This window comes from uncultured Campylobacter sp. (genome assembly GCF_938015785.1).
Lineage (GTDB): Bacteria > Campylobacterota > Campylobacteria > Campylobacterales > Campylobacteraceae > Campylobacter_B.
This window is the reverse complement of sequence record NZ_CALLWC010000044.1, coordinates 33,234-57,232: the sequence shown is the minus strand read 5'-3', so window position 1 is coordinate 57,232 and position 23,999 is coordinate 33,234. Positions and strand designations below refer to the sequence as shown.

Below are 23,999 nucleotides of genomic sequence, written 5' to 3'. Positions count from 1 at the left end.
TTTGAAAAAAAAGGACAAAAATGGAGCTTGAGCTTTGGCAGTTTGCGGTGCTTTTTGCAGCGGCGTTTTTCGGCGGATTTATCGACTCGATCGCGGGCGGAGGCGGGTTGATTTCGCTGCCTGCGCTGCTTGCCGTGGGCGTTCCGCCGCATGTAGCGATCGCTACAAATAGATTTCAAGGCAGTTTCGGAAGCTTCACCGCCGCTTTAAATTTCATCCGCAAGGGTTACGTCGATGCGGCGGAGATCTTGCGCGGCGTAGTTTTTACGTTTATCGGCGGACTCGTAGGCGCTTATGTCCTGCTTCTAATTGATGCGAAATTCCTAAATTACCTCATTCCGATCCTGCTACTGGCACTTTTCTTTTATATGATTTTTTCGCCAAACCTAGGCGAAGTGCCCGCAAAACCCAAGATGTCAAAAAATAGCTTTTACGCGATTTTTGGGCTTGTTTTGGGCTTTTACGACGGATTTTTCGGTCCGGGCACAGGCTCTTTTTGGACGTTTGCGATGGTTGGAATTTTAGGGCTTTATATGAAAAAGGCGGTCGCGCACACGAAGGTTTTAAATTTCACCTCAAATATCGTCTCTTTGGGCGTTTTTATCATCGGCGGGCAAATTTTATGGCTCGTCGGAGCGGTGATGGCGGTCGGACAGATCGCAGGCAGCTTCGCAGGCTCAAGTCTAGTGATGCGATGCGACGTGAAATTCGTGCGCAAGATGCTTCTGTTCGTCGTTGCCGCGACGATTTTAAAGCTACTTTACGGACTGATTGCAAATTGATACAGACCGATTGAAGGCCGATCGCAGACCAATCTCAAGCCAAAATCATAGAATTTTATACAGGATTTCGTATAAAATTTCGCGTAAAATTTTATGAACCCTCGCCGATATGCTACGGCAGCGCCGATCTTGCCGCCTCGATGGTGCTTAGTTTGCTGCTGCGGCGCCATCTTGCCGCAGTGTCGCACCAAATTTACTGCTACACTGCAAATTTAATTGTAGTGTCGATTTTATCGTAGCTTCCGTATCTATTGTGCTGCGACGGAGCCTAGCTTGTTGCTGGAATAACGCGCGAATATTGTCGTAACGTCGCACCGAACTTGCCGCAGTAGCGCAGATCTTGCTGTAGGGTCGCGCCAGTCTCGCTTTGATGGCACTAATTTCCCGCTGCTGCGATGTTGATTTTATTGGCGTTACGTCGGATGCCTTGCTTGTCATGAGGTCTTTGATTTTATTATTTTGGTGGCGCTGATTTTGCTCCGCTACATCGACAACTTCGTTGTCGCGCTTGCTACTGAGAGGATTTTAATTGCGTTGCGCGGTGTCGCATTGATTTTTTTATGACGGCGCTGTTCTTTCTGCTGCGATGGTAGCGATTTTGGCGCTGCTTTTACCGCCCCTTCGCCCGTATCACTACCATAGGCGGCTTGATTTTACTGGTCGAGACATTGATGATCTTACTACCGCAAGGAATTTAATTTATTACCGTAACGATGCCGATGAAGTTTCGTCCATTCGCATCGGCTAAATTTAGCCGTACTGTCCGTATCTATTTTGTCGTATCGCCATGCATTCATTCAGTGCCGCTGATAGAGTTGTCGTATTGCCGAGCGCGTGGCGTTATCATGCTCGCATTGATGAAATTTAATCGGGCACCGTCACGTACGCCTCTTTCCCGCTTACTTGCTTTTTAAAATACACGCCACCGTTAGCGAGTCGTTTTACTCGCCCTGTGCTCGTGCCCACAGTTCAACCATTTGCTGTGCAGATTCGCCGCCGTGCCCGTATCGATTAAATTTAGCCGCACTTTCACGCTCTGTTTTCTGTGCCCGTCAGCTCTTTTAAATTTGCCGTTTCGCCGCCACAGCTCGCTATTCCGCGCTAGCTTCTCGCATATTGTCCGCTGTATTTTGTGCGATAAATTTAACCGCACCGCTGCGTTTGCCATTTCATTCTGCTATCGTAGGCGAAATTTTGCCCATCCATGCCATTTAAATTTCACCGCATTGCAGTGTTTGCATAAACGAAATTTAGCCGCCCCGCGCTTATTAATTTTACCGTGCCACCGCTTTTTCGCCCATTAATTTTAGCTGCACCGTCGCGCCCTCTACACCCGCAACCTCGTTCGCGAAATTCCGCCGCCTAAAACAAAGTTAAAATATTTTGCGATAAAATGGTCGAAATTTTTCACAAAGGATTTACTATGCAGATCATCTCGACTCCCGATGCGGCGCAGGCCATCGGACCGTACTCCCAGGCGATCAAGGCGGGCGGACTCATCTTTACCTCGGGGCAGATCGCGCTTAAGCCGGACGGCGAGTTTGTCGCGGGCGGCGTGGAGGCGCAAAGCAGGCAGGTTTTGAAAAACCTCGCCGCGATCCTGAAAGAAGCGGGCGCGACGCTGCAAGATGCCGTCAAAACGACGATTTTCCTAGCCGATATGGGCGATTTTGCCGCGGTGAACGAGATATACGCGGCAGCGTTCGGCGAGCACAAGCCGGCTCGTAGCACGGTGCAGGTCGCCAAACTCCCCAAGGGCGCGCTTGTGGAGATCGAAGTAATAGCGCTGGCTAGGGGCTAGCGCTAAATTTAGATCGCTAGAATTCTGCCAGTTCGTGTTTGCGGTTAAAATTTAGACGCGGGCTGCTTGAAATTTTAAACGGCTCGCTTTGATTTTGAAGCTGCGCGTGCTTTTAAATTTAGATTTTCAAAGCCGCGCCAAACACCCGTGTTTTATGTAAACAGCGTGTCCGGTGCGCTAAGGCGTTAAAATTTCTCGCTCGAAACGGGATCAAAATGATAGAAAAACTTATTCAAAAATCTAAAAATATCGCAGCCGCGGGGCGCAGCGACATAGAGCCCGCATGGATCGCGCAGGCGCAGCGGCGGCTTGGTTTCGCGCTGCCTGCGAGCTACAAGCAGATGCTGCTAAGATACGCTAGCGTCAGCGCGGCGGGGACGGAGCTAAAAACGATCGCGCCGCCCGAGTTTGCGGATAGTGCCGACGCCGACATCTGCCACACGTATGAGGTAAATCTCAAAAACAGGCTATTCGCCGCGGACGAGCTCGTATTCTTGCAGCTCGAGGACGAGGAGTATTATTTTAAAATTTTGCCCGCAGGCGACGGCGGCGGTATAGCGGACGGCTCGTCGAATACGGCGCGCAGCAAGACGGCGGAGAGCACGAGCGACGAAGCCATGGGCGCGGCGGTGCGTGATACGGTCGTCGCGACGGTAGCCGACGGTGCGGAAAATATGGCATCGGACGACGAAGCGCGCGGAGAGAGATCGGCGGATGCGGCGCGCGATATAAATGCCGCAACGACGTGCAAAGCTGCGGGCATGACAACGAGCGAGGCGGCAGACGAGGCGGCAAGCGGAGCGATGAAAGAGATGGCAAGCGAGCTGGCAGACGACGCGCCGTGTGAATACAAGGTCTATGTGCGCGACTACGCGGAGGGCGAGGATAGGCTTTTCGCGGGTGATTTTTACGGGTTTTTGGAAAAATTTTAAAACGAAATTTAAGGCAAAATCAGGAGCGATAAATGGGACTGTTTGATATTTTTAAAAAGCAAAATTTTGACGTCGACGTGCGTCCGGACGGCATTTTCATCGGCGGCGTAAACTGCGAGTTTGATCTAGCTAAGTTTAACGAAGCCTTGGGGCAGCCGCGCGTGATCGATGACGGGAAGGGCAAAAGCCGCTATTTTTGGGATGAAGCGGGGGATTTTCGCCTTCGTGCGCGCAGGTGAGCTCGCAGAACCGAAGCTTACCGAGATAATTTTGATGCTTGAGGTCGCAAAGGGCGTGCAGCACGAGGTTCCGCGCAAGCTATACGCCGGCGCGTTCACGATAGATGGCAGACCGCCGCTTGAAGCCGTGCCCGAGCAGGAGCTGCGCGGCGCATATATATTTTTGGAGCTTAGCCTGAGCAAGTTTGAAGTCTCGCTAGCTCTAGCCGAGGCCGTGCAGGAGCGCATAGGCGCGATGGACTTTGCCGAGCGCTTCGCTAAGCGCGACACCGACGAGATTGCAAACATCGTGCGAGCTACGAAAATGCCGATAGGGCGCGTCTGCATCAATCAAAAAGAGAAAAAGGTAAAGCGCAGGCCGAGCGATAAATTTAAGCTTCCGCGCGCGGCCGGTGAGACGCTAACGTTTAAAAATTTTAATTTCAAAATCGCCGTGATGAACGAGCTGATGTACGAAAAAGCCCTGCTACAGCCTAAATTTGACGTGTTTGAGTACTGCGAGGAGCGCGGCATCGATCCGTATGCGGATTTTGGCGCCCTGCCACAAGCCAAAAAGTGGTTTAAGAACTACCCGATCCCCGCAAATCTGGCGGAGCAGGTGAGCGAGCTATATCTTGACGGCGGAAACGAAATTTATCTGCAAATCGCGCCTGATTGGGACGGCGAGGATGAGCTTTTCGACGTTAAAAACATTGACGCCGCCGAGCTTGCGCCCTTCGTTAATCTTAAGAGAATCGAAACGACCGGCATCGGCATATCTAAAAAGGCGCGAAAAGCCTGCGCAGATGCGGGGATTGCGATAGTTGATTGAGCGCGGAAGTGGACTTTGAGCCATACAGTGCGCAGTTTTTAAAAGCCGAAATAGGCTTTTGAGCTGCGGTGCGCTCTTTAAAAGGTTGTAATTGTTACCGCGTCGCGCAAAATCCGCGTAAAATTCTACTTATAACGAGCGCTATAAATGAGCTCTTTGAAAGGCGCTTGGCAAAGCATCTGACATGTCTAATTTGGCGCGCGTTAAAAGCTTAGAGGAAGCTCATTTACAGCATAAGATCTGCGTCGCTAAATGCGCAAGATAAGAGTGTCGCGCGAGTAAAAATAGTTCGCTTTTTGATTTTTGATTTTTGATTTTTGGAAAAAAATTCACTGCGCAGCAAGAGAGTTAAATTTACAGCTTTTAAATTTTAAAATTTACAAAGAACGGCACTTGCGGCTTTGAATGTGCGTCTAAATTTAGATTTCATAAAAGATTAAATTCTAAGTGCGGTTAAATTGCGTCTTTAATTCTTCTTGCAGCCTTGTATCATGCCGCAAAACATGGTGCGAGAACAGATCGCATTTGCGTGCGTGCGGCGCGGATTAGATTAAAATTTCAGTTTTAAAATTTAGCCTGAATTTACGGCTTGCATCAAGAAAGTATTTTTTGTAAGCCGATATTGAGTAGCCAAGAAGTGTCTTGAAACTTAGCATCGGCGGCTTGGAAAGTATTTTGGAATCCGCGCCAAGAGTGTGAAATAACAAAGCACGGCGTTGCTTTGCTGGTTTTATCACGCCGCTTCGAGGCTAAATTTCATAGCCGCATAAAGCCGTCGTCGTAGCTGCCTTCTAGCTTGCGGCGCATATCCTCGCGCCATTTTGGCGTAAGCGTCGTAAGTAGGTTAAATTTTGCTAACAGCCCTTCATCGAGGCGATCGCCGTAAAATAGACGATTAAGCTCCATCAAGCTCATTATAGCGGGGTCGCGCTCTACGACGTAGATCTCGTCTCCCGCGCGGCACGAGCCAGCCTCCAGCACGCGGTAGTACCAGCCGGTAAGTCCGCTGCGCGCGATCTCCGCCGTCATCTCCGCGTTACCCCAGCGCATCGAGAGCTTGTAGCAGGGCTTGCGCGGCTGGCTTACTTGTAGCACCAGCGAGCCTATGCGGTGCACATCGCCGATGCAGACGTTTTGTTCGTGTAGTCCGCTGATCGTGAGGTTTTCGCCCATTGCACCGTAGGCTAGATTTTTAAGCCCCAAAAATCTCTCCCACGCAGCGTAATTTTGCAACGAGTTGGCAAAAATCGCCTTTTCCGTGCCGCCGTGATGCAGCGTATCGGCTACCGCGTCGCCCTCGAATCCAAGCTCATTCGCGCGCACTTCGCCCACTCTGGCTTGCTTGAATATCGCCGTCTCCCAGCGCTTTTTTAGAGGCTGCGTAGCGCGCTCGTCGCCGTAAGCGCGCGGTTGCCCGGTCAGTAATGCTTTTAAAACGGGCATTTTTCGCTCCTTAAAATTTGCATCCGTTCTCCTTAGATCATAAAATTTAGGCAAGGATTTTAGCTCGAAAAGAATTTTAAAATTCTAAATTTTAAGATGATTTTGCGCTAAATTCCAAGTGCAGGCTTGAAATTTAGCGCGTAGCGTTATTTATAGTCGTTCGCGTCGTAGCTTTTGCCGTCGTTAAAATCGCTCAAAAGCCGCACGACGACGGGGCTAAGTAGGATGATCGCGATTAAGTTGGGGATCACCATCAGTCCGTTAAACATATCGGCTAGCTCCCAGACGAGGTCGATCTTTTGCACGCTTCCTATGAATACGAATGCTACGACTAAAATTTGCAAGAGCTTGACGAATTTTGCGCCCAGGAGGTATCGCACGTTGATCTCGGCGAAGTAATACCAGCCCAAAATCGTGGTAAATGCGAAGAAAAACAGGCAGATCGCCACGAAACCGTAGCCGCCGCTGCGACCCAAAATTTGCGATCCAAAGGCTTCCTGCACCAGCGAGATACCCGAAAATACCGCCTTTCCGTTTTCAAAGGCGACTACGTCGGTGCTGAGCACCACAAAAACGGTGATGTTAAGCACGATGAATGTATCGACGAAAACGCCCATTATGCCGAGCACGGCTTGATCTACGGGGTGTTTGACATTCGCCGCGGCGTGTGCGTGCGGCGTCGAGCCCATGCCCGCTTCGTTTGAAAAGAGCCCGCGCGCGATACCGTATCTCATCGCAGTAGCGATCGTAGCGCCCGTAGCACCGCCCCAGGCAGCGGATGGATCAAATGCGGCTTTGAATATCAGCGCGATGACGGATGGAATTTTATCGAAATTTGAGCCGATGATGACGAGACCCACAAGCACGTAGCAGATCGCCATTAGTGGCACGACCTTTTCGGCCACGCGCGCGATCGCTTTGACGCCGCCGAAAAAGATGACGCAGCAGATGAGTGCTAAGGCTGCGCCGCTCACCCACTTCGGAATCCCGAATGCGCCGCTAAAGCCGTCTGAGATGGAGTTTGCCTGCACCATATTGCCCATGAAGCCCAAAGCAAAGATGATGGCTAGCGCAAAAAACGCCGCTAAAGGCTTGGCAAGGGGGCTTTTGAGTCCGCGACTGATGTAAAACGCGGGCCCTCCGATCATATGTCCACTGTCGTCCTTGGTGCGGTAAATTTGAGCCAGGCAGATCTCTGCGAAATTCGTCGCCATGCCCAAAAACGCCGCGCACCACATCCAAAATATCGCGCCCGGTCCGCCCATTACTAACGCGGTGCTGGCGCCTACCAGGTTGCCCGTGCCGACCTGTGCGGCGATCGCCGTGGCGACGGCTTGGAACGAGCTCATGCCGCTTTTGCCCGCAGCCTCGCCGTGCAGGGAGAAGTTGCCGAAAAGCTTGCGCGCACCCATTTTAAATTTAAAAATTTGCACTAAATGCAAGCGCGCCGTAAAATACGCGCCGGTGCCGCAAAGTAGGGCGATTAGAAAGTACGGACCCCACAAAAAGGAGTTGATCGCGTCAATTGTGGCAGTGAGTTTGTCGAGAAAATTTTGCATGATCTTTTCCGTGAATTTAAGATGCGAAAATATATTTTAAAAACTCTTAAATTCCTATAAATCGAGGTAAATTTAAGCAAAATTTTAAAGCGTTTTTATAATTTTACTCAAGCATTAAGCAAAGCGGTATGTGCTGTTTGCTCTGCATGCCAGCTTGCCAGATAAGCAGCTTAGAATTCGCGCCTTAGCTGTCGAAATTTGAAAAGCAATCAACTGAAATTTTTAAGCCTATTCATCACCGCCGATTTTGAAAACGAACATCTTGCAAGCGTTACAAAAGACGGGAATCAGGCTAAATAGGCGCCCTTTGAGGCTCCAGTGGCTTTTATACATTTTTAGCATTGCGGCCTCCCTGACGAATCTGATATGCGCGCTATCCCAGTCCTGCACCTCTGCGCCGCCGCCGATACCCATTTTAAAGGGTGCGTTTTGCATGTGTTTCATAGCGTCATGGCGCCTGGAGTCGAATTTCCTAACCGAAAACTCGCTCATAAAGTCGCTCAGCACGTAGCCGCGGAATTTTTGCGCAAGCGCGATAAAAAATTCTTTAAATTCCTCCTTTTCAAAATACATACTCACCCCCTCTAAAATGAATATGTAGCCCGCGCTGCCGTGCTTTGCGGCTAGCTCGTCCATCCACGAGGGATCCAGCATCGAGCGGGACAGGCTGAAATTGTTCTGCGCTTTGGGCAGCAGCGCGTCGCGCACGGAGATGACGTCTGGCAGATCGAGGTCGTAAAATAGGGCGCTCGGCAGGGCGCGCTGTAGTCTAAGCGGGCGGGTGTCGAGCCCTGCGCCAAGCTGCACGATGATAGGGCGATCAAGCTCTGCCGCGAGCCGCAGCGTCTCGTCGTCGAAAAATTTCGCGCGGATCACGGTACCCGTCTTGCTAAGGCGCGCGTCATTAAATTTCGCAAAATTATAATCGATCTGCTCTACGACGGCGCTTGAAAAGGGATCATTTAGGATCGGATCCTTGTCTTTAAAATCCAAATGGCGCATATAGACGTTGATTAGCAGCGTCTCGGAAACGTTATCTTTAAAATTTAACTTTTGCATGAGGTTTCCTTTCTTGCGGTATTGCCGCGAGCAAAATACCGCTTATTTTTAATATGCATTATTATATCTTTGCTAAATAAAATTTCAATGAAATGATATGAATTTTTATTTAGAGACAGAATTTTAAATTCGCGCCACGGGTTTTGGCTATAATTTCGCCACATAAGGCTCAATAAATTTTTGAAATTTTACGCGATGCAAAGCGCGGGTAAAATTTAGAATTTTAAAAGCTATAAAATTTATTAGCTTAGGCGACCCAGATGCGCAGCCATAGTTCGGATGGTAAATTTAATCCGCGCAGCTTTATCTTTGTCTAAATATTTCATTGTATAATTCTTAGCTTTTGGAGGTTATATGGAAAAATCGCGGCTGGGACTACTGCAAACCGAGGCTATCGCCACGCTTAGCGACGAGGAGCTTGCTATGTTCGAGCACCAAGTCATTAAAAAAGGCTATGTTTTTTATAGCGAGGCGCCTAAAGTTTTTATTTTTAAAAGCGGGCAGGCGAAGCTTTCGTTTTTTGAAGACGGCGAGGAATTCATCATCAACTACCTAAATAAGGACAATATTACCATTCTTAATGAAATTTGCGCGCTTGAGTTTTTAGAGGACAGCGAGATTTACACGATCGATGCGAGCGGACTAGGGGAGATCTTGGCAAATCGCAGCTTTTGCGAGGCATATATAAAAATTTTAACAGAGATAATTCTGCTGCAGCGCAAAATCACACGCTCTATACTTTTTGAAAATGCAAAAGGGCGCATCGCGAGCTTTTTGATCGAGCTTGCAAACGAGCAGAATTTTCATCAAAATGGCTACAAATACGTCTTTTTGCCCTTTTCGCTAAAGGTGCTTTCATCCTTTGTGGGGCTCAAGCGCCAAAGCGCGAGTACTGCGTTTAACGAGCTTGTAAAAGATAACGTAATTCAAAAAATCAGCCAGCACGAGTTTTTGATCCTAGACTACGACAGATTGCTTAGTTACTGTGTTTAGGCGCGGGCTAGAGTTTTTAAAGCATTTCTGCGACTTACGCCTACGGCTTAAGCGCGAAATTTTGTCTAAAGTTGTGGAGTAGAATTTTGCATAAATTTATAGCGTAAAATTTTTATCAAGAGCTTGGTTTTAGAATTTCATCCCGAATTTCGTTAGGATTTCGTCTAAAATTTTAACTTATATAAAATTTGGGTTTGTGACCTCGTTTAAAATTCTGTTTTGAATTTACTTAAAATTTTAACGCAGAATTCACTTTTGAATTTTATCCACTATCCTAAAACGCAAAGCTTTGGAATTTTAAATTTAGCGGCAATATAAAATTTAAAATTTTGAATCGAGCGAAATTTTATGTATTGTAATGGAATTTAAAATTTCAAATTGGGTGAGATTTTACGCATCGGAATTTTTAAAATTTTAGAAATTAAAAATGCGCGGCAAAGTGCCGCGCCGTATTTTGTTTATATCGTGCTGAAGCGCGATAGATTAGTCTTTCTTTTTCATATCGTATTTATTTACCATAAATCCGACCAAGCCTACGAAAAATAGACCGCCGCAGATGTTACCTAGCGTAACTGGGATCATATTTTTAACGATGAAATTTCCCCAGTTTATTGAATCTATTTGAGCCGCCGTTACACCGTGAAGCGAGCTTGCAAGAGCATTTACATCGCCACCTGCAGCCGCAAGGTAGTGGCCTTTAGCGATGATACCTTCAGTTAGGATAAACATATTTGCCACGCAGTGTTCCATCGAGCAAGCTACGAATGCGCCGATCATCCACATAATTGCAAAGAATTTACCCGATAGATTGCTCTCGCTGGTCGCAGTCCAGATAGACATACATACAAACACGTTACAAAAAATTCCGCGGATGAATAGCTCATGAAAAGGTGCGTTTATTTTGCCTGCTGCTGCAGGAATGAAGTGCTGCAAAATGTAGCCATCATATTTAAGCGGAAGTCCTGAGTAATAATACATATACGCGATTAACGCGCCACCTACAAAGTTAAAGCACCAAACGATAGCCCAATAGCCGATTGTTTTACCTAGCGGTAATTTGCCATCGGCAGCAGGTACGCCCGTTAAAACCGAGCTAGTAAATAGATGCCCACCGTAAAAAACCACCATCATCAGACCGCAGCTAAAGGTAATACCACCGATGAAATTCGATAAGCCAATAGATTGCTTTTCAGCCATTCCGACGGTCGAGTGAGCCCAGAAAATATCGCCCATAGCGATTGCAGCGCCCGCCATTATAGCTAGAAAAATTATGCTAATTAGCGGGGTATGCGCCTTGTGTTGCATCGAACTAGACACCGCCTGCGCGGTTTCTGCAGGATTTAACATTTACTCCTCCTCATTTAAATTTGAATCAATTTCTAAGATACGCTCATAAGCTTTTTGCGCACTTTTTTTTGCGCTCTCGCTTAGCCCTTCTTTAAAATCAAGGACATTATCGAGCAGCACGCTGATGCCCAAAAACAGCGTCTTTGGGCAAATTTTGCGCAGATAGCTTAGAAGCACCGGCGTAGGCAGGTTATGCGTCGAGTAGATATAGTCGCGATCATTGCTGAGGTCGAAAAATTCTATCTTATCCTCATCAAAGCCGCTCATCGCATCTACTACGATTAGAATTTCAGGGGCAAATTCCCTAAGTGCTGCAAATTCGTTTTCGGGCACATCCTGCCCATAAAAAACGCGCCAGTCTTTTAAGTTCGCCTCGACTATTCGTCCTGTTTCATTGCCCACGTCGTCGTCGCCGCGAAGGGGATTGCCGATACAAAGCAACGCCTTTCGCATCAAAAATCCTTCCTTAGCACGAAATATCCTTCGCGCATATTTTTTAGCAGATCTTTAAGCTCACATTCGCAAAGCTGAGGGATTAGCTTAGCTGCGTGCTCGGCAAAAATTTCAATCTCGAAATACTTGCTTAGGTTACCGATCTTAAATTTAACGTAGTCGCCCGAGTTCTCGATGATGCGTTTAAATTCTTCATCGTCTATCTCAAGTACCTTTTCGCTAAAATCTATCGTACCTACGCCGTGACCGACGCAGGTGGAAAAAACCTTGATATCCTTTAGCTCTTTAGGTAAATTTTCGTTTTCGTCCATATGCCGCTTTGTAAGCTTAAAAACCTCAATCATCGTTTGCTCCAGACCTCTTTTTGCGGATCGATCTTAAATTCCTCCGTAGCGCGGGCGTATTTTAGATATACGTCATTGTGCAATAGTGCCATGCACTCCGCGTATCTAGGATCCTCTTCGGTGTGGATAGCGTTAAGTAGAGCCTCGCGAGAAGCTTTTGGATCGTGAACGTCAGATGAGGTTTTGATCGCATCCATATATTTTGCGAATAAAACTCTTCCGAAAATATAGCTCATCAGCCTCTTAGCTTCAGCTTGCAGATCGCGCTCGAATAAAATATCGCCTATAACTGAATTCTTAACCGGTGGCGGAAGAGTGCTATCTTGCTCATAGCTCTTCTTTTGAAGCTTTTGATCGATGATGCCAAGCGCCATGCCAAGACCATAGATGATGCTAGCAGGATGCGGAGGGCAGCCGGGGATATAAACATCCACCGGTACAATCTTATCTATACCACTCCATACGCTATATGCGTCATGAAAAATTCCGCCAGTACTTCCGCAGGCCCCAAGAGCTACTACGATCTTTGGATCAGGTGCAGCCTCATAAGCGCGGAGCAGCGGATAATACATCTGTCGAGTAACCGGACCGGTGCAGACTAAGATATCTGCGTGGCGAGGGTTAGCTACAAGTTTAAATCCGAAGCGCTCCGGATCCCACATCGGCGTGATAGAAGCAAAAATTTCGATTTCACAGCCATTGCAACTTCCGCAGTCGATACGATAAACGCTGAAGCTTCGTTTGATATTTTTCAAAAGCTCCAATTTTGCGGTTAGATCGTTTGCGTTTTTAATATTTTCGGGGACTTGATACAAACTCATTTTATTGCCTCCTCTATACCTTTGGTTACTCTTTCGACCGCTTGAGCTTTTTTGCATTCAGGACAGATATAGAGATATTTTTTAGCTTCTTCTAATCTGCCTGGGAGCAAATTTGCAGTACTTAACTTTTCTAGCGTGTAATTGATGAGCCTTTTTGGGGTCATCGGCTTGCCGCAGCAGCTGCATTTCTCCATCTCAAGCTCGCCGTGTTGGATAAGCGCGCTTTTATCAAATTTTACCGCTAGCTCAAAGCTATTGCCTAGCCTTACTGCTCCCGTAGGGCATACTTCGTCGCAGCGACCGCAAAATATGCAGCGCCCGCAGTCAAATTCCCAAATTAGTTTAGTTTGGGCTTCGTTCATCTTAAGCTCGATCGCATTAGATGGGCAGGCGATTCCGCACGCAGCACAGCCTATGCAAAGCTCATAGGTATATTCAGGCTGCCCGCGAAAATTCTCGGGCACGATGTATGGCTCAAACGGATAAGCATAGGTCGCCTTACCATATTTTTCGGTAATGTCGAATAATTTCATCATCTTAAATCCTTTTTGCTAACCTTGCCGTCTTGGCAAAATTTCTTAAGGTCTTTTTCGGTTAGAATTTTACTCTTTCCGCTATTAATATCGACTAAAGTTACGCGCTCGGTGCATGAGTAGCACGGATCCATCGAGCATACGATTAGCGCCGCATCGGAGATGTTATTTCCGCGGAATTGAAATCGCAAGCTCGGCCAGTTGTTATACGTAGCGGCGCGACATCTCCAGCGGTAAACCTTCTGAGCGTTTCCTTGCATGATCCAGTGGACATTTTCGCCGCGCGGTGCTTCGTCGTGACCTAAAGCGTAGTTTTCCGGTCTGATCATAGTCTGTGGATCGATCATTATCGGAGTTTGCGGCATTTGATGCAAGCACTGTCTGATTATGTGGATCGATTGTTTGAGCTCTTTATATCTTACGACTTCGCGGCTGAATACATCGCCACCGTGTTCTACGGCTACTTCGAATTCTATCTTGTTGAAGAAATCATAAGGATGATCGTAGCGGTTGTCGCGTTTAAAGCCAGAAGCTCTCATGTTTGGACCTACCGGACTAAAATCACGCGCTACTTTGCGATCTAATACGCCCACGCCTTTCCAGCGACCGATTTGGCGTTTATCCTCCATAACGGCGTCCCAAATTTCAGAAATTTGAACATCAAGTTTATTGATGATCTCGATACTCTTGCGAATTTCATTGTCGGTCATATCGCGGCGAAGTCCGCCCATAATGACATTGCCGTAGGTCTTGCGGCCGCCGGTTACGAGCTGAGCTAACTCCATGGAGTATTCGCGCACCCTAAAGATATGCATGAAGGCGTTGTAGTTACCCGTTACCTCGCAGGCTAGACCGATATTTAAAAGATGGCTGTGAAGGCGCTCGATCTCAAGGCAGATGACGCGGATGGCTTGCGCACGAAGCGGAATTTCAAGCTTGATGGCTTTCTCTGCCGCTTCAATACACGCAATCGCGTGAGCGTAGCCGCAAATTCCGCAGACACGCTCTGCAAGGTAGCCCATCTGATCGTAATTCATTCGGTTTTCAGCTAGCTTCTCCATACCGCGGTGTTGATAAAACAAGCGGTAATCTGCATCGATAATCTCATCGCCGTCGCAAAATAGTCTAAAGTGTCCCGGCTCATCGCTCGTTACGTGAAGAGGTCCAAGTGGAACATCTACTACGCCATCACCGCTAGGAAATAAAAACTCTGCATTAGGTTCGTCTTTATGATCTACAGGATCGGGTCTATAGCGATAGTCCATCGCGTCTTTGCGAAGCGGATGAAGCCCATCTGGCCAATCGTCGCTTAACACCAAACGGCGTTTATCAGGCAAGCCTTCGGCGATTAAACCAAACATATCAAAGGCTTCTCTTTCGTACCATACGCAAGCAGGCACTAAAGGAGTAACTGACGGGAATGTAGGATCCGATCCGGGAATTAGCGTCCTAACGGTGATGAAGCATTTATCCTCTGCGGCGAAATCCTCCGCTTCGGTCATTTTGCCACCTTCCATAGATATCGCATAGTAAAGTGCGAAATTTCCGTTTAGCTCGCGCTCATCGTTAGGGATCATCGTGCTGATAAAACCGCCGATGTCATAATATAGCGTCTTAACCGCAAGCGGCAGATCATTTCTATCCACTAAAACGGTGATTTGATCCTCGGCTTGGCGGGTAACTTCTAAGACCTTGACTTTGGTCTTTAAAATTTCTATAAATTTATCGCCTCTCATTTTTAACCTCTCATCATTATTCTAACGCCGTTTTCGACGAGCATCCAAAAATCACCTACGTGCCATACGCCGAAAATTATCACTAAAGCGCAAAGCAAGATTAGCGGTAAATTTTCAAACAAGCTCATCTCTTTAGCATAAACCACTTCACCTTTAGGCGTACCGAAGCTCGCTAGATTAAAGTGCGCGAAGTCCGCAATGAAAATAATTACGAGCGCGATCGCAAATAATGCTACGGCTATGTATTGACCGCTGGCTATCGCGCCTTTGAAAACGTTAAATTCGCTTACAAAGATCGCAAACGCAGGAACGCCTACGAGCGAGCAAACCGCAGCACCAAACATTATCGTAGTAAGCGGAGCGATTTTTACCATACCGCCCATTCTAGTCATATCTTTGTGACCGTAAATTCTAGCGATATTACCGGTAGAGCAGAATGCAAGAGCCTTAGTAAAGCTATGAGCTAAGCAGTGAAAGATCGCGGCAAGCAAGCCGAAATATCCGCCGATACCTAGCGCAAATGCAATAACACCCATATGAACGACCGAGTGGTAAGCAAACATCCTTTTTACGTCGTGCTGACGAACGAGGAAAATTCCTGCTATAAATAGCGTGATCGTGCCCGAGATCAGCATCACGTGCTTAACGAAGTCTGGCCCTACCGCTTCGGCGGTTACCGCGTAATATCTAAATATCGCTAGCATCGCACATTTTAAAAGCACACCCGAAAGTAGTGCTGAAATAGGAGCCGGACCTTCTGCGTGAACGTCAGGAAGCCAAGTGTGAGTAGGAGCAAGTCCTGCTTTGGTTCCAAAGCCTATTAGAGCGAATATAAAGATAAGCTTAGCGGCATCTTTGTTTAAGCCTTTGGCGTGATCCATAATGCTAGTCCAAAGCATCGAAGCCTCGCCATCGCCCGTGATTTTGAATGTAGCCGCATATAGTAAAACGGTCGCATAAAGCGCAAACGCTAAGCCGATCGAGCAGATAACGATATATTTGTAACCGCTCTCGGTAGATTTTTTGTCTTTATGAATAGCGACCAAAAATACCGATGCTAACGTAGTGGCCTCTACTGCAGCCCACATAAACGCGACGTTGTTGCATATAACGCTAAGCGTCATCGTAAAAACGAAAACGTGGCAGAGCGCATAGTATTTTCTAAGATCGCTAAGATCCAGATGACCGCCCTGTATCTCCCATTTCATATAGGTGGTAGAGTATAAATTTACCAAAAAGCCCGTTACGGCGATTAGCACTAAAAATACGCAGCCTAGGCTATCTAGGAATAGAAATTTATCGTATGCGTAAAAAGCCTCAAAGTTGCCGCTGATAAGCTTGCCTACGTTACAGAGTAGCCCTGCGGATGTAACTGCAGAAATCAAAACGTGTAGCGAGCTTAGGAGCTTGAAATTCTTAGGGCATAAGAATAATATCAGCGCTCCGAGCAACGGAAAAATTAATATAAAAGCTAAACTATTCATCATTAACCCCTTAAATTCGAAGCTTTAGACGTATCAAGCCCGTCATAAGCTTTGTAAAATCTAACCGCCAAAATGCTCATAATAATAACCGCAAAGATTGCATCGGTTAAAATTCCAAGCTCGACTAGCTCGTGAGAGTTGTAAGCCATAAGTGCAAGGCTTAGGTGGATGCCGTTTTCAAAGAGGCAGTAGGCTAGAATTTGCTTGATGAAAGAATTTCTTAGCATGAAGCCGAAAATTCCCATCATAAATACGGTTACCGCCGCTATTAGAACGATTCTTTCTTGAATAAGAGAGAATTTAAGCAAGATCGGATTGATTGTCATCGCAATCGCTAGCGAAAATCCCATCGCAATAACGGGGCTTACGAAAAAGCCGCCTACCGGCTCATCCTCGCTGATCACATCCAGCTTTTTAACTAGCCAAAATAAAATTCCTGGCACGAAAATAACCTTCGTAAAAAACGCCACTATCGCCCAAATTCTAAGCTGCGGCGCATTGAAGTTAGAATACAGCATAAAAAATATGCTTACCAAAAGTAGCGTCTGAATCGCGTAAATTCCGATCGAAAGTTTTAAATTTCTAAGTCCGAATACCGCGAGTGACGTTACGATCATACAAATTGCTAAAATATCGATACTATTCATCTTAAAATCCTACTACGTAAAGCGTTAATGCCGCAAAAGCGATGGCAAGAGCACCGCATGAAATTTTGCGCATGCTTGAAGTCATTTTGAAGCGTGGTCCAAAGTTGTCGATGAAAACGGCTGCTACGTAAAATACGCCGGTTTTTAGCACAAAGATTATGATCGCCAAAAACGGATTGCTAAAATTCCACGGCTCAAATATCGTTAGGAATAATCCGATCATCGCAAACTGCTTCAAAATAAGTGCCGCTTGCACTAAGCCGAGATCGCTGCCTGCATATTCGCCAAGTAGACCTTCTTGAAGCTCTTGCTCGGCTTCGGCAAGATCAAAAGGCTTTCTGCCGGTCTCGACATACATGCACCATAAAAACGCAATCGAAGCGACAGCAAAGCTTGGAATTTGATAGCCGATCTGACCGCTGCGTACCATCCCCTGAATCTCAACTAAATTTGAAGTTCCCGCAGCCATCATTACTACGATTAGGCACATCATCATCACAGGTTCGACAAAAACGGCAAGCATCTGCTCGCGTCCGCCGCCAGTTGCGGCAAACGGGTTACCGCTATCTATCGAAGCCGCACCGAATACGAAGCGCAAAAGCGCGCCTAGATATAGGATAACGAAAATATCCGAATATGCTCCGAAAATTTTATCGGTGGTTGGATCGCTGTATGTAATAGGAATAGCCGCCAAAATCGCTGCCGAAGTAGCGAATAGGAAAAACGGCGCCCACCTAAATACCCAGTGGCTGCACGCAGGAACGGTTCTGCCGCGCTTAAAAAGCTTAATAATATCGCGGTAAGTCTGGAAAAAATCGCTTCCTTGTTTCGACTGAAGCTTGGCTCGAAGTTTTCTCGCCATACCGTCGAAGAGTGGAGCGACTAGGACGATAACCGCGACTTGAAATATCATTAAAAATATAGTTTGTATAGTCTGCATCTTAAACCTCCTAGATCAAGAAATATCCGACGCCCAGTATCGCGCAAAGATAGATTAGGATGTAAAGCGTATATAAATTTGCATAGCCGCTTTGAATAATTCCTATCTTATCGGCGATCTTCTTACTCCAATCGATTACCGGTTGATAAATCATCGTCCACCAAATGTCTTGTGGGTGGTTATGATACTCGATCGGTCCGAAGTAGCCGTTTTGCTCTATTCTGCGTTTATGACCTCTAAATAGCCAGTCCATAATCTTTCTTAAATCGCCGGTAAAAGGACCGCCGGTCATCTGCATGCGAGGGCTATATTTAAAACCGCATGCCCAAGGATCGGTCTCACGAGGTTTGTCACGATTTGCTTTCATAACCGCTAGGATGATAAACGGAAGCAGCATTGTAGAACACAAAATCACTGCAATAAGAGGAGTTGAAACGATACTTCCCAAAGGCGAAGTGATTGACGAAGCGCCTAGGCTTGCGACATACCCGCTATTGGAAGTGATAGAATTTACCGCCTGCATAATGTAATCGACTATGAAATGTGCGCCTACGCCAAATCCCACGCAACCTATCATCAAAATGATCATTCCTAAAACCATTCCTAATGGGCTTTCTTTTGCATTCTCCCAAATTTTTTCATCTCTTGGGGTTCCTGCAAAGATTACCGCATAAAGCTTAAGGTGCATACCGACTAAAACGCCCGTAAGCGCAAGTGCGACTACTGCTAGCGAGAAAGCGTATCTAATGAAAATTCCGCTTTCCTTAGCGCCTTGAAGCATTCCTTGATAGGTAAACCACTCTGAAACGAAGCCGTTTACCGGAGGAAGCGCTGCAATACCCATGATACCGATAAACATACCAACAGCAGTTAGAGGCATTTTTTTAGCTAGCCCTCCTAGCACGTCCATATTTTGCGTATGAGTAGCGTGGATTACAGAGCCTGCACATAAGAATAGCAAGCCTTTGAATATTGCGTGATTTACTACGTGGTAACAGCCTGCTAAAAATCCAACTGCGGCTAGCGTTACATTGCCTGCTGCGACGCCGTAAATTCCGGTGCCAAGACCTAGTAGGATAATTCCGATATTTTCAACTGAGTGATACGCAAGAAGCGCTTTAAAGTCGTGCTGGCACAACGCGTATAAAACGCCAAAAAGCGAGCTAGCTGCTCCTAGGATCAAAACTGCAAGTCCGAAATAGATACTTAGCGGTAAAAATAGTGTAAATTTAACAAGGGTAAAGAGCGCTACTTTAATCATAACGCCGCTCATTAGAGCAGAGACGTTTGATGGAGCCGCAGGGTGAGCTTGCGGTAGCCAAACGTGAAAAGGCCACATTCCCGCTTTTGAGCCGAAGCCGACCAAAAATAGTATAAAAGTAGCTACGGAAGCGCCCATCGGCATATTTACGTTTCCCCACTTCGCAAATTCAAAGCTGCCTGCGTAGTTTGCAATGATAAGTAATCCACAGGTTATACAAAATGCACCGATCTGCGCTATACCTAGATATACCATAACAGCTTTGAGCGTGCCTTTGCCATCGTTTACTATGATTAGAAATGACGAAATTAACGTCATAAGCTCCCATAAAACAGCGAAGCAAAATACATTATCCGCACTGATAACTAAAAGCATAGATAAGATGAAGGTATTAAATAAACATGCAAAAACGCCGATATTTGCTTTTCCGATATATTCCTCGGCGTAGCTCATACCGTAAACGCTGCTTGCAAAGCCTATAAAAACGACTACGAAGCTGAAGAAATTTCCAAGCGGACTTAAAGCAAATTTTGGCGCATATAAGAAAGTACCGCCCAAAACGAAGCTATCGCTTACGCCCATATTAGCTACGAAATGACACATCGCGTAAAAACAGCTGATAGCACCTAATCCAAATCCCACCTTAACAGCAGTTTTTGGAGCGCAGTATAAAAGGATACTAATTACTGCACTGACGATAAATAAAGTATAGACGCTTATCATTTTGCGCCTCCTTCTTTTTTGGCGACGCAACTGATTTCGCCGTTTAACACGTCTTTTGCAAAAGCATTAGCCGCATCGTAGTCTATCGCAAAGCCCAATTTATGCTTACCCTCTTTAGGATCTATCATAATGATAGCGCTAGTTGGGCAAACCTCGACGCATGCAGGACCATTCTCGCGTCCGTTGCATAGATCGCATTTGATGGCGGTGCTTTTGGCGCCCGCTTGGCTTTCGATCTCGAGATAATACTTCGGCTCGACCGCATAATTTACTGACGGCATAAGCTCGGCATTCGAGCTGATCGCGCCATAAGGACAGGCGAGCGTACACATCTTGCATCCGATGCAAATTTCTTCGTGTAATTCGATATAGTTATTATCGAAGCGAAGCGCACCGGTAGGGCAGACGTTTGCGCATGGTCCGTCATCGCACTGCCTGCACTGCGTAGGCATAACGCCGTAAGCCTGTCTAAGCACGGTAAGTCGCGATTTAGCAAGCTTGCCGCGCTCGTAGGCACTTGAGTAACAGGCCGCCATGCACGTCGTGCAACCGATACATCGTTTGTAATCGCAGATTACAAATTTATGTTGTTTCATACCTTTCTCCTTGACTTAAGGAATTTTAAAAATTTTTTACTAAAAATTTTGGTGTAATTATATTTAAGTCCGCAAAAAAATTCCGTCATTTATCTGACGATATTTGGAATTTATTTGATAAATTTGCTTTAAAAGCTTAAATTTAAAAACTAATTTCTTTTTTAAACCGGTTAGTTGATTATTTGCTTTAAAAGTCTAGTATATCAGTATTAAAGTATATTTTAAAATTTAAATTACTACTTAAATTACCCTAACTTACTCCTAATTATAATTGAAAAAATTCTTTTAGCTTAAGGCAAAATTTCAATTTTATTTTAGGTAAGAATTTATATAATTGTGCCGAAATTGCATATATGGTAATTTTGCATGTTTAGTATTTTCGAAAGGAGAAAATATGGCGAATAAAGGCAAGGTCATATGCCCTTATTGTGGCACAGGCTGTCAAATCGAGCTGACTGCGGAAGACAATTATATCAAATCCGCAACCGGCGTAAGCGACAACCCCGTAAATCAAGGTTGTTTATGTTTGAAAGGTTATTACGGATGGAATTACGTAGGCTCTAGAGATAGGCTTACTACTCCGCTAATTCGTAAAAAGAATGGCAAATTTAGTAAAGACGGCGATTTGGTCGAAGCTAGCTGGGACGAAGCGCTTGATTTGGTTGCTAAAAAGATGCTCGAGGTTAAAGAAAAATACGGTGCCGACGCGATAGCCGGAAACTATTCCGCACGCTGCACGCATGAGGATAACTACGTAGCGCAGAAGCTACTTAGAATTTTAGGCACGAATAATATCGATCACTGCGCGCGCATTTGACACGCTCCGACTGTGGCAGGTCTTGCCAAAACAATCGGTAACGGAGCGGCTACAAATAGCTTTACTGAGATCGGAACTCACAGCAACTGCATTATGATGATCGGCTCAAACCCTGAAAACGGCCACCCGATCGTAGCTATGCACGTTCAAAGAGCGCTAAATAGAGGCGCCAAACTCATCGTCATTGACCCGGTTAAGACGGAATTTGCAAATCGCGCAGATATCCACCTCCAGCTTGAGCCGGAGCACAATATCCCAGTCATCAACGCTTTAATCCATGCTATTATCGACGAGGATTTGGTAAATCATGAATTCGTTAATAAATACACCAAGGGTTTTGAATATGTAAAAGAGGCGGTTAAGGATTATTCGCCTGAGGCCGTAGCTAAATACACTAGGCTAAACGCCGAGGATATTAGAAAAGCGGCCAGAATTTATGCTACTACGCGACCTGCGGTTATCACGCACGGAATGGGTGTAACTCACTTCAACCACGGCGTGGGCGCAGTCTGCGACATTTCAAATTTAATGCTCGTAACGGGCAACGTAGGCGAGCTCGGAAGCGGCGATCTACCGATCCGTGGACAAGAAAACGTCCAAGGATGCTGCGATATGGGAATGCTTCCTAATGTATTTACCGGCTATAAAGCCGTAACCGACGAAAGTGCCCGTGATTGGTTTGAGCGCCAGTGGAATTTGCCGAAAGGTCATCTAAATGGCAAGATCGGTATTCATAAAACCGAAGTGCCTGACGCAATTCTTGATGGTAGGGTAAAATTCTTCTGGACGATGGGTGAAAACCCGGTTATGACCGATCCGAACGCAAACCACTTCTTGCGCGCGATTTCGCAGGTAGAGATGTATGTGATCCAAGATATTTTCTTAACCGAGACGAGCCGCAAAGCAGATGTCGTGCTTCCTGGAGCTTGCAGCGGCGAGAAGGAGGGCACTTATGCTAATGCCGAGCGCCGCGTACAGCATAGCGAGATTGTAGTTGCCCCTCCGGGACAAGCTAGACAAGACTGGGCTATCATCTGCGAGCTTGCCAGACGCCTAGGACTAGGTGATTATTTCACATTTCAATCTCCAGAGCAGATTTGGGAAGAGGTGCGCAGGGTAGCTCCGCACAACTACGGCGGAATGAGCTATTACCGTATCAAAAAATACCACGGACTTCACTGGCCGTGCCCTGATGAGAATTCTATGGGCGGACCTGCATTGTACCTTGATAAAAAATTCTTTACCCCGGACGGTAAAGGAAATTTCGTCCCAGTTCTATTCGTGGATGATAAGAGCAAGATCGAAAGCGCCAAAGAGGAATTCGCAAAGCGTATGAATATGCCGAAAGATTATCCTGTAATGGCGGGCTCGGTCGATGAGAAGACCGATGCAGAGTTTCCAATCCAGCTTCTGACTACGCGTAAGGTTTACGAGTACGCAGGAGGCGCGATGACTAGGCGCTCTAAGACTGTCGAGCAAGGCGGCGACGCGATAGGACCGATTGCGGAAATGAATCCGAAACTCGCCGAGCGATACGGAATTTCACAGGGCGATTTCATCGTCGCGTGGAGCCGCTACGGCTATATCGCGATCAAGGCGGACATCACCGAGTGTATAATGGATGGTATCATTCAGATGTCTTATCACTACTGGGAGAGCTGCTGCAACGAGCTAACTAGCGGCGGCTGGGATCTCATCGCCAAAACGCCTACGTTTAAGGCAGCGATTCAGATTAAAAAGATCGATGAAGAGGAATTTTTGCGTATCCGCGAGCTTAAGCGCATTAAATTTCAGACCAATAAAGTCGTTTACGACGACTTCCACCACCATCCGATTAAATTCTAAGAATTTAAAATCTTATCCGTAGATTCGGGGCTATGCTCCCGAATCTACTTTTTAACAATCAATTCAAATAATATGAAATTTTGGCGATCTAGCCGTCTTGCGATATTTTAAAGATCAAAAATTTCAAGAATTCAATAAATTTCGCGGTATTAATACGCTTTTTTGCGTAGTTGCACTATCGATAAAAGGGCATAGAAATTTATCTGCTATTTCATTTAATAGATGTGGCGGCAGAGACCAGGCATTCGTGATTTATTAAATCCTAATAAATGTAGTCTCTATAAGAGCGGCGTAATGGAGTAAATTTTAAAGATAAGCATGATAATAAGGCTATTTTATCGCGACAAATCTTACCAAATTACATTATTGATTAAATTTTAACGCGCGCAGGCTGATTTTATGCGAATTAGCCTATATTGCCAAGAAATGTCATAATTTTAATAACGCAAATGCAATTTTTGTGATTTTAATATATAAATACAAAAGGCTCATAGGCTTTTAAAGCGCTAGACGCGGCTTTTAGTCTTAATGGTCGCAAATGCCGGTTTCTAGCATAGCTGGAGTAGTTTCGCGCTCCGTCTGAAATTCATAAATTTTGATTTTAAAATTTTAGATTTAAAATTCCGAATTCCGCCGTGCTTGGAGCTCGGAATTTTTATAATTTTATTTTATCGTGTGTTTTTGGCGTTCTATTTTCACGCGGGAGCCCTTTGCTGCGCCAGATCACGCTGCTTGCGATGTTAAAGCTATTGTGCCAAAGCTTCTGCCTTGCTTGTGGATGAGATTTATGAAACTAAGCTCTGATGTTAAAGCTATTGCACCAAAGCTGCTGC

General features: G+C 46.1%; 21 protein-coding genes. 7 read left to right on the top strand and 14 right to left on the bottom strand.

The window, feature by feature from the left end; translation table 11 throughout:
• Window positions 1-20 precede the first annotated feature (20 nt).
• The 5 genes from Q0393_RS06500 (at window position 21) to Q0393_RS06480 (ending at window position 4,565) form a co-directional block, all read left to right on the top strand.
• Window positions 21-782, top strand: coding sequence for a TSUP family transporter (locus Q0393_RS06500; protein WP_298978836.1), 762 nt, complete (start codon window positions 21-23; stop codon window positions 780-782).
• 1,423 nt (window positions 783-2,205) lie between these two features.
• Entirely contained in the window at window positions 2,206-2,583 is a 378-nt protein-coding gene (locus Q0393_RS06495; RefSeq protein ID WP_298978835.1) for a RidA family protein, read from the top strand.
• A gap of 215 nt (window positions 2,584-2,798) precedes the next feature.
• Window positions 2,799-3,515, top strand: coding sequence for a hypothetical protein (locus Q0393_RS06490; RefSeq protein ID WP_298978834.1), 717 nt, complete (start codon window positions 2,799-2,801; stop codon window positions 3,513-3,515).
• Window positions 3,516-3,547: 32 nt separating this feature from the next.
• Window positions 3,548-3,754, top strand: a complete 207-nt coding sequence (locus tag Q0393_RS06485; protein WP_298978832.1) for a hypothetical protein — start codon at window positions 3,548-3,550, stop codon at window positions 3,752-3,754.
• On the top strand, window positions 3,717-4,565 hold the full coding sequence (locus Q0393_RS06480; protein WP_298978830.1) for a hypothetical protein: 849 nt from the start codon (window positions 3,717-3,719) through the stop codon (window positions 4,563-4,565). The genes Q0393_RS06485 and Q0393_RS06480 overlap by 38 nt, the downstream gene beginning before the upstream one ends.
• Window positions 4,566-5,321: 756 nt before the next feature.
• Here Q0393_RS06480 and Q0393_RS06475 read toward each other — a convergent pair.
• From Q0393_RS06475 to Q0393_RS06465, 3 genes are all read right to left on the bottom strand, one after another.
• Window positions 5,322-6,008, bottom strand: coding sequence for an MOSC domain-containing protein (locus tag Q0393_RS06475; protein WP_298978828.1), 687 nt, complete (start codon window positions 6,006-6,008; stop codon window positions 5,322-5,324).
• Between the two features lie 146 nt (window positions 6,009-6,154).
• A complete protein-coding gene (locus Q0393_RS06470; protein ID WP_298978826.1) occupies window positions 6,155-7,567 on the bottom strand; it encodes a sodium:alanine symporter family protein in 1,413 nt (470 codons plus the stop codon).
• Window positions 7,568-7,795: 228 nt separating this feature from the next.
• Window positions 7,796-8,626, bottom strand: coding sequence for a class I SAM-dependent methyltransferase (locus Q0393_RS06465; RefSeq protein ID WP_298978824.1), 831 nt, complete (start codon window positions 8,624-8,626; stop codon window positions 7,796-7,798).
• A 354-nt stretch (window positions 8,627-8,980) separates the two neighbouring features.
• On the opposite strand from Q0393_RS06465, the gene Q0393_RS06460 reads away from it, so the two are divergent.
• Complete coding sequence (locus tag Q0393_RS06460; RefSeq protein ID WP_005871915.1) at window positions 8,981-9,619, top strand: Crp/Fnr family transcriptional regulator; 639 nt, start codon at window positions 8,981-8,983, stop codon at window positions 9,617-9,619.
• 483 nt (window positions 9,620-10,102) lie between these two features.
• On the opposite strand, the gene Q0393_RS06455 is transcribed toward Q0393_RS06460, so the two are convergent.
• The 11 genes from Q0393_RS06455 to Q0393_RS06405 are packed head-to-tail and all read right to left on the bottom strand — an operon-like array spanning window position 10,103 to window position 20,504.
• Window positions 10,103-10,966: a formate/nitrite transporter family protein gene (locus tag Q0393_RS06455; RefSeq protein WP_005871911.1), complete on the bottom strand. Its 864-nt coding sequence runs from the start codon at window positions 10,964-10,966 to the stop codon at window positions 10,103-10,105.
• Entirely contained in the window at window positions 10,967-11,419 is a 453-nt protein-coding gene (locus tag Q0393_RS06450) for a hydrogenase 3 maturation endopeptidase HyCI (protein WP_291936428.1), read from the bottom strand.
• A complete protein-coding gene (locus tag Q0393_RS06445) occupies window positions 11,419-11,763 on the bottom strand; it encodes a formate hydrogenlyase maturation HycH family protein (RefSeq protein WP_005871907.1) in 345 nt (114 codons plus the stop codon). Before Q0393_RS06445 ends, Q0393_RS06450 begins: the two co-directional genes overlap by 1 nt.
• A complete protein-coding gene (locus Q0393_RS06440) occupies window positions 11,760-12,584 on the bottom strand; it encodes an NADH-quinone oxidoreductase subunit B family protein (RefSeq protein WP_298978822.1) in 825 nt (274 codons plus the stop codon). The genes Q0393_RS06445 and Q0393_RS06440 overlap by 4 nt, the downstream gene beginning before the upstream one ends.
• The gene (locus Q0393_RS06435; protein WP_177386902.1) at window positions 12,581-13,120 is read right to left on the bottom strand and encodes a formate hydrogenlyase complex iron-sulfur subunit; all 540 of its coding nucleotides are present in this window, start codon (window positions 13,118-13,120) and stop codon (window positions 12,581-12,583) included. Before Q0393_RS06435 ends, Q0393_RS06440 begins: the two co-directional genes overlap by 4 nt.
• The gene (locus Q0393_RS06430; protein ID WP_005871901.1) at window positions 13,117-14,853 is read right to left on the bottom strand and encodes an NADH-quinone oxidoreductase subunit C; all 1,737 of its coding nucleotides are present in this window, start codon (window positions 14,851-14,853) and stop codon (window positions 13,117-13,119) included. Before Q0393_RS06430 ends, Q0393_RS06435 begins: the two co-directional genes overlap by 4 nt.
• Before the next feature lie 2 nt (window positions 14,854-14,855).
• Complete coding sequence (locus Q0393_RS06425) at window positions 14,856-16,337, bottom strand: hydrogenase 4 subunit F (RefSeq protein WP_177386904.1); 1,482 nt, start codon at window positions 16,335-16,337, stop codon at window positions 14,856-14,858.
• Window positions 16,338-16,339: 2 nt separating this feature from the next.
• The gene (hyfE, locus tag Q0393_RS06420) at window positions 16,340-16,984 is read right to left on the bottom strand and encodes a hydrogenase 4 membrane subunit (protein WP_297916762.1); all 645 of its coding nucleotides are present in this window, start codon (window positions 16,982-16,984) and stop codon (window positions 16,340-16,342) included.
• 1 nt (window position 16,985) lies between these two features.
• Window positions 16,986-17,924, bottom strand: a complete 939-nt coding sequence (locus Q0393_RS06415; protein WP_298978820.1) for an NADH-quinone oxidoreductase subunit H — start codon at window positions 17,922-17,924, stop codon at window positions 16,986-16,988.
• 10 nt (window positions 17,925-17,934) lie between these two features.
• The gene (locus tag Q0393_RS06410) at window positions 17,935-19,908 is read right to left on the bottom strand and encodes a proton-conducting transporter membrane subunit (RefSeq protein WP_298978818.1); all 1,974 of its coding nucleotides are present in this window, start codon (window positions 19,906-19,908) and stop codon (window positions 17,935-17,937) included.
• The gene (locus Q0393_RS06405) at window positions 19,905-20,504 is read right to left on the bottom strand and encodes a 4Fe-4S dicluster domain-containing protein (protein ID WP_005871891.1); all 600 of its coding nucleotides are present in this window, start codon (window positions 20,502-20,504) and stop codon (window positions 19,905-19,907) included. The genes Q0393_RS06410 and Q0393_RS06405 overlap by 4 nt, the downstream gene beginning before the upstream one ends.
• 394 nt (window positions 20,505-20,898) lie before the next feature.
• On the opposite strand from Q0393_RS06405, the gene Q0393_RS06400 reads away from it, so the two are divergent.
• Window positions 20,899-23,166, top strand: coding sequence for a molybdopterin-dependent oxidoreductase (locus tag Q0393_RS06400; RefSeq protein ID WP_298704283.1), 2,268 nt, complete (start codon window positions 20,899-20,901; stop codon window positions 23,164-23,166).
• Window positions 23,167-23,999 lie beyond the last annotated feature (833 nt).

Bases quoted from the DNA above. Each gene is read 5' to 3' on its own strand.
- Q0393_RS06425 (WP_177386904.1), bottom strand. From the start codon at position 16,337: ATGAATAGTTTAGCTTTTATATTAATTTTTCCGTTGCTCGGAGCGCTG.
- hyfE (WP_297916762.1), bottom strand. From the start codon at position 16,984: ATGAATAGTATCGATATTTTAGCAATTTGTATGATCGTAACGTCACTC.
- Q0393_RS06450 (WP_291936428.1), bottom strand. From the start codon at position 11,419: ATGCGAAAGGCGTTGCTTTGTATCGGCAATCCCCTTCGCGGCGACGAC.
- Q0393_RS06485 (WP_298978832.1), top strand. From the start codon at position 3,548: ATGGGACTGTTTGATATTTTTAAAAAGCAAAATTTTGACGTCGACGTG.
- Q0393_RS06500 (WP_298978836.1), top strand. From the start codon at position 21: ATGGAGCTTGAGCTTTGGCAGTTTGCGGTGCTTTTTGCAGCGGCGTTT.
- Q0393_RS06480 (WP_298978830.1), top strand. From the start codon at position 3,717: ATGAAGCGGGGGATTTTCGCCTTCGTGCGCGCAGGTGAGCTCGCAGAA.
- Q0393_RS06405 (WP_005871891.1), bottom strand. From the start codon at position 20,504: ATGAAACAACATAAATTTGTAATCTGCGATTACAAACGATGTATCGGT.
- Q0393_RS06435 (WP_177386902.1), bottom strand. From the start codon at position 13,120: ATGATGAAATTATTCGACATTACCGAAAAATATGGTAAGGCGACCTAT.
- Q0393_RS06490 (WP_298978834.1), top strand. From the start codon at position 2,799: ATGATAGAAAAACTTATTCAAAAATCTAAAAATATCGCAGCCGCGGGG.
- Q0393_RS06430 (WP_005871901.1), bottom strand. From the start codon at position 14,853: ATGAGAGGCGATAAATTTATAGAAATTTTAAAGACCAAAGTCAAGGTC.
- Q0393_RS06470 (WP_298978826.1), bottom strand. From the start codon at position 7,567: ATGCAAAATTTTCTCGACAAACTCACTGCCACAATTGACGCGATCAAC.
- Q0393_RS06410 (WP_298978818.1), bottom strand. From the start codon at position 19,908: ATGATAAGCGTCTATACTTTATTTATCGTCAGTGCAGTAATTAGTATC.
- Q0393_RS06495 (WP_298978835.1), top strand. From the start codon at position 2,206: ATGCAGATCATCTCGACTCCCGATGCGGCGCAGGCCATCGGACCGTAC.
- Q0393_RS06445 (WP_005871907.1), bottom strand. From the start codon at position 11,763: ATGATTGAGGTTTTTAAGCTTACAAAGCGGCATATGGACGAAAACGAA.
- Q0393_RS06415 (WP_298978820.1), bottom strand. From the start codon at position 17,924: ATGCAGACTATACAAACTATATTTTTAATGATATTTCAAGTCGCGGTT.
- Q0393_RS06455 (WP_005871911.1), bottom strand. From the start codon at position 10,966: ATGTTAAATCCTGCAGAAACCGCGCAGGCGGTGTCTAGTTCGATGCAA.
- Q0393_RS06465 (WP_298978824.1), bottom strand. From the start codon at position 8,626: ATGCAAAAGTTAAATTTTAAAGATAACGTTTCCGAGACGCTGCTAATC.
- Q0393_RS06460 (WP_005871915.1), top strand. From the start codon at position 8,981: ATGGAAAAATCGCGGCTGGGACTACTGCAAACCGAGGCTATCGCCACG.
- Q0393_RS06475 (WP_298978828.1), bottom strand. From the start codon at position 6,008: ATGCCCGTTTTAAAAGCATTACTGACCGGGCAACCGCGCGCTTACGGC.
- Q0393_RS06440 (WP_298978822.1), bottom strand. From the start codon at position 12,584: ATGAGTTTGTATCAAGTCCCCGAAAATATTAAAAACGCAAACGATCTA.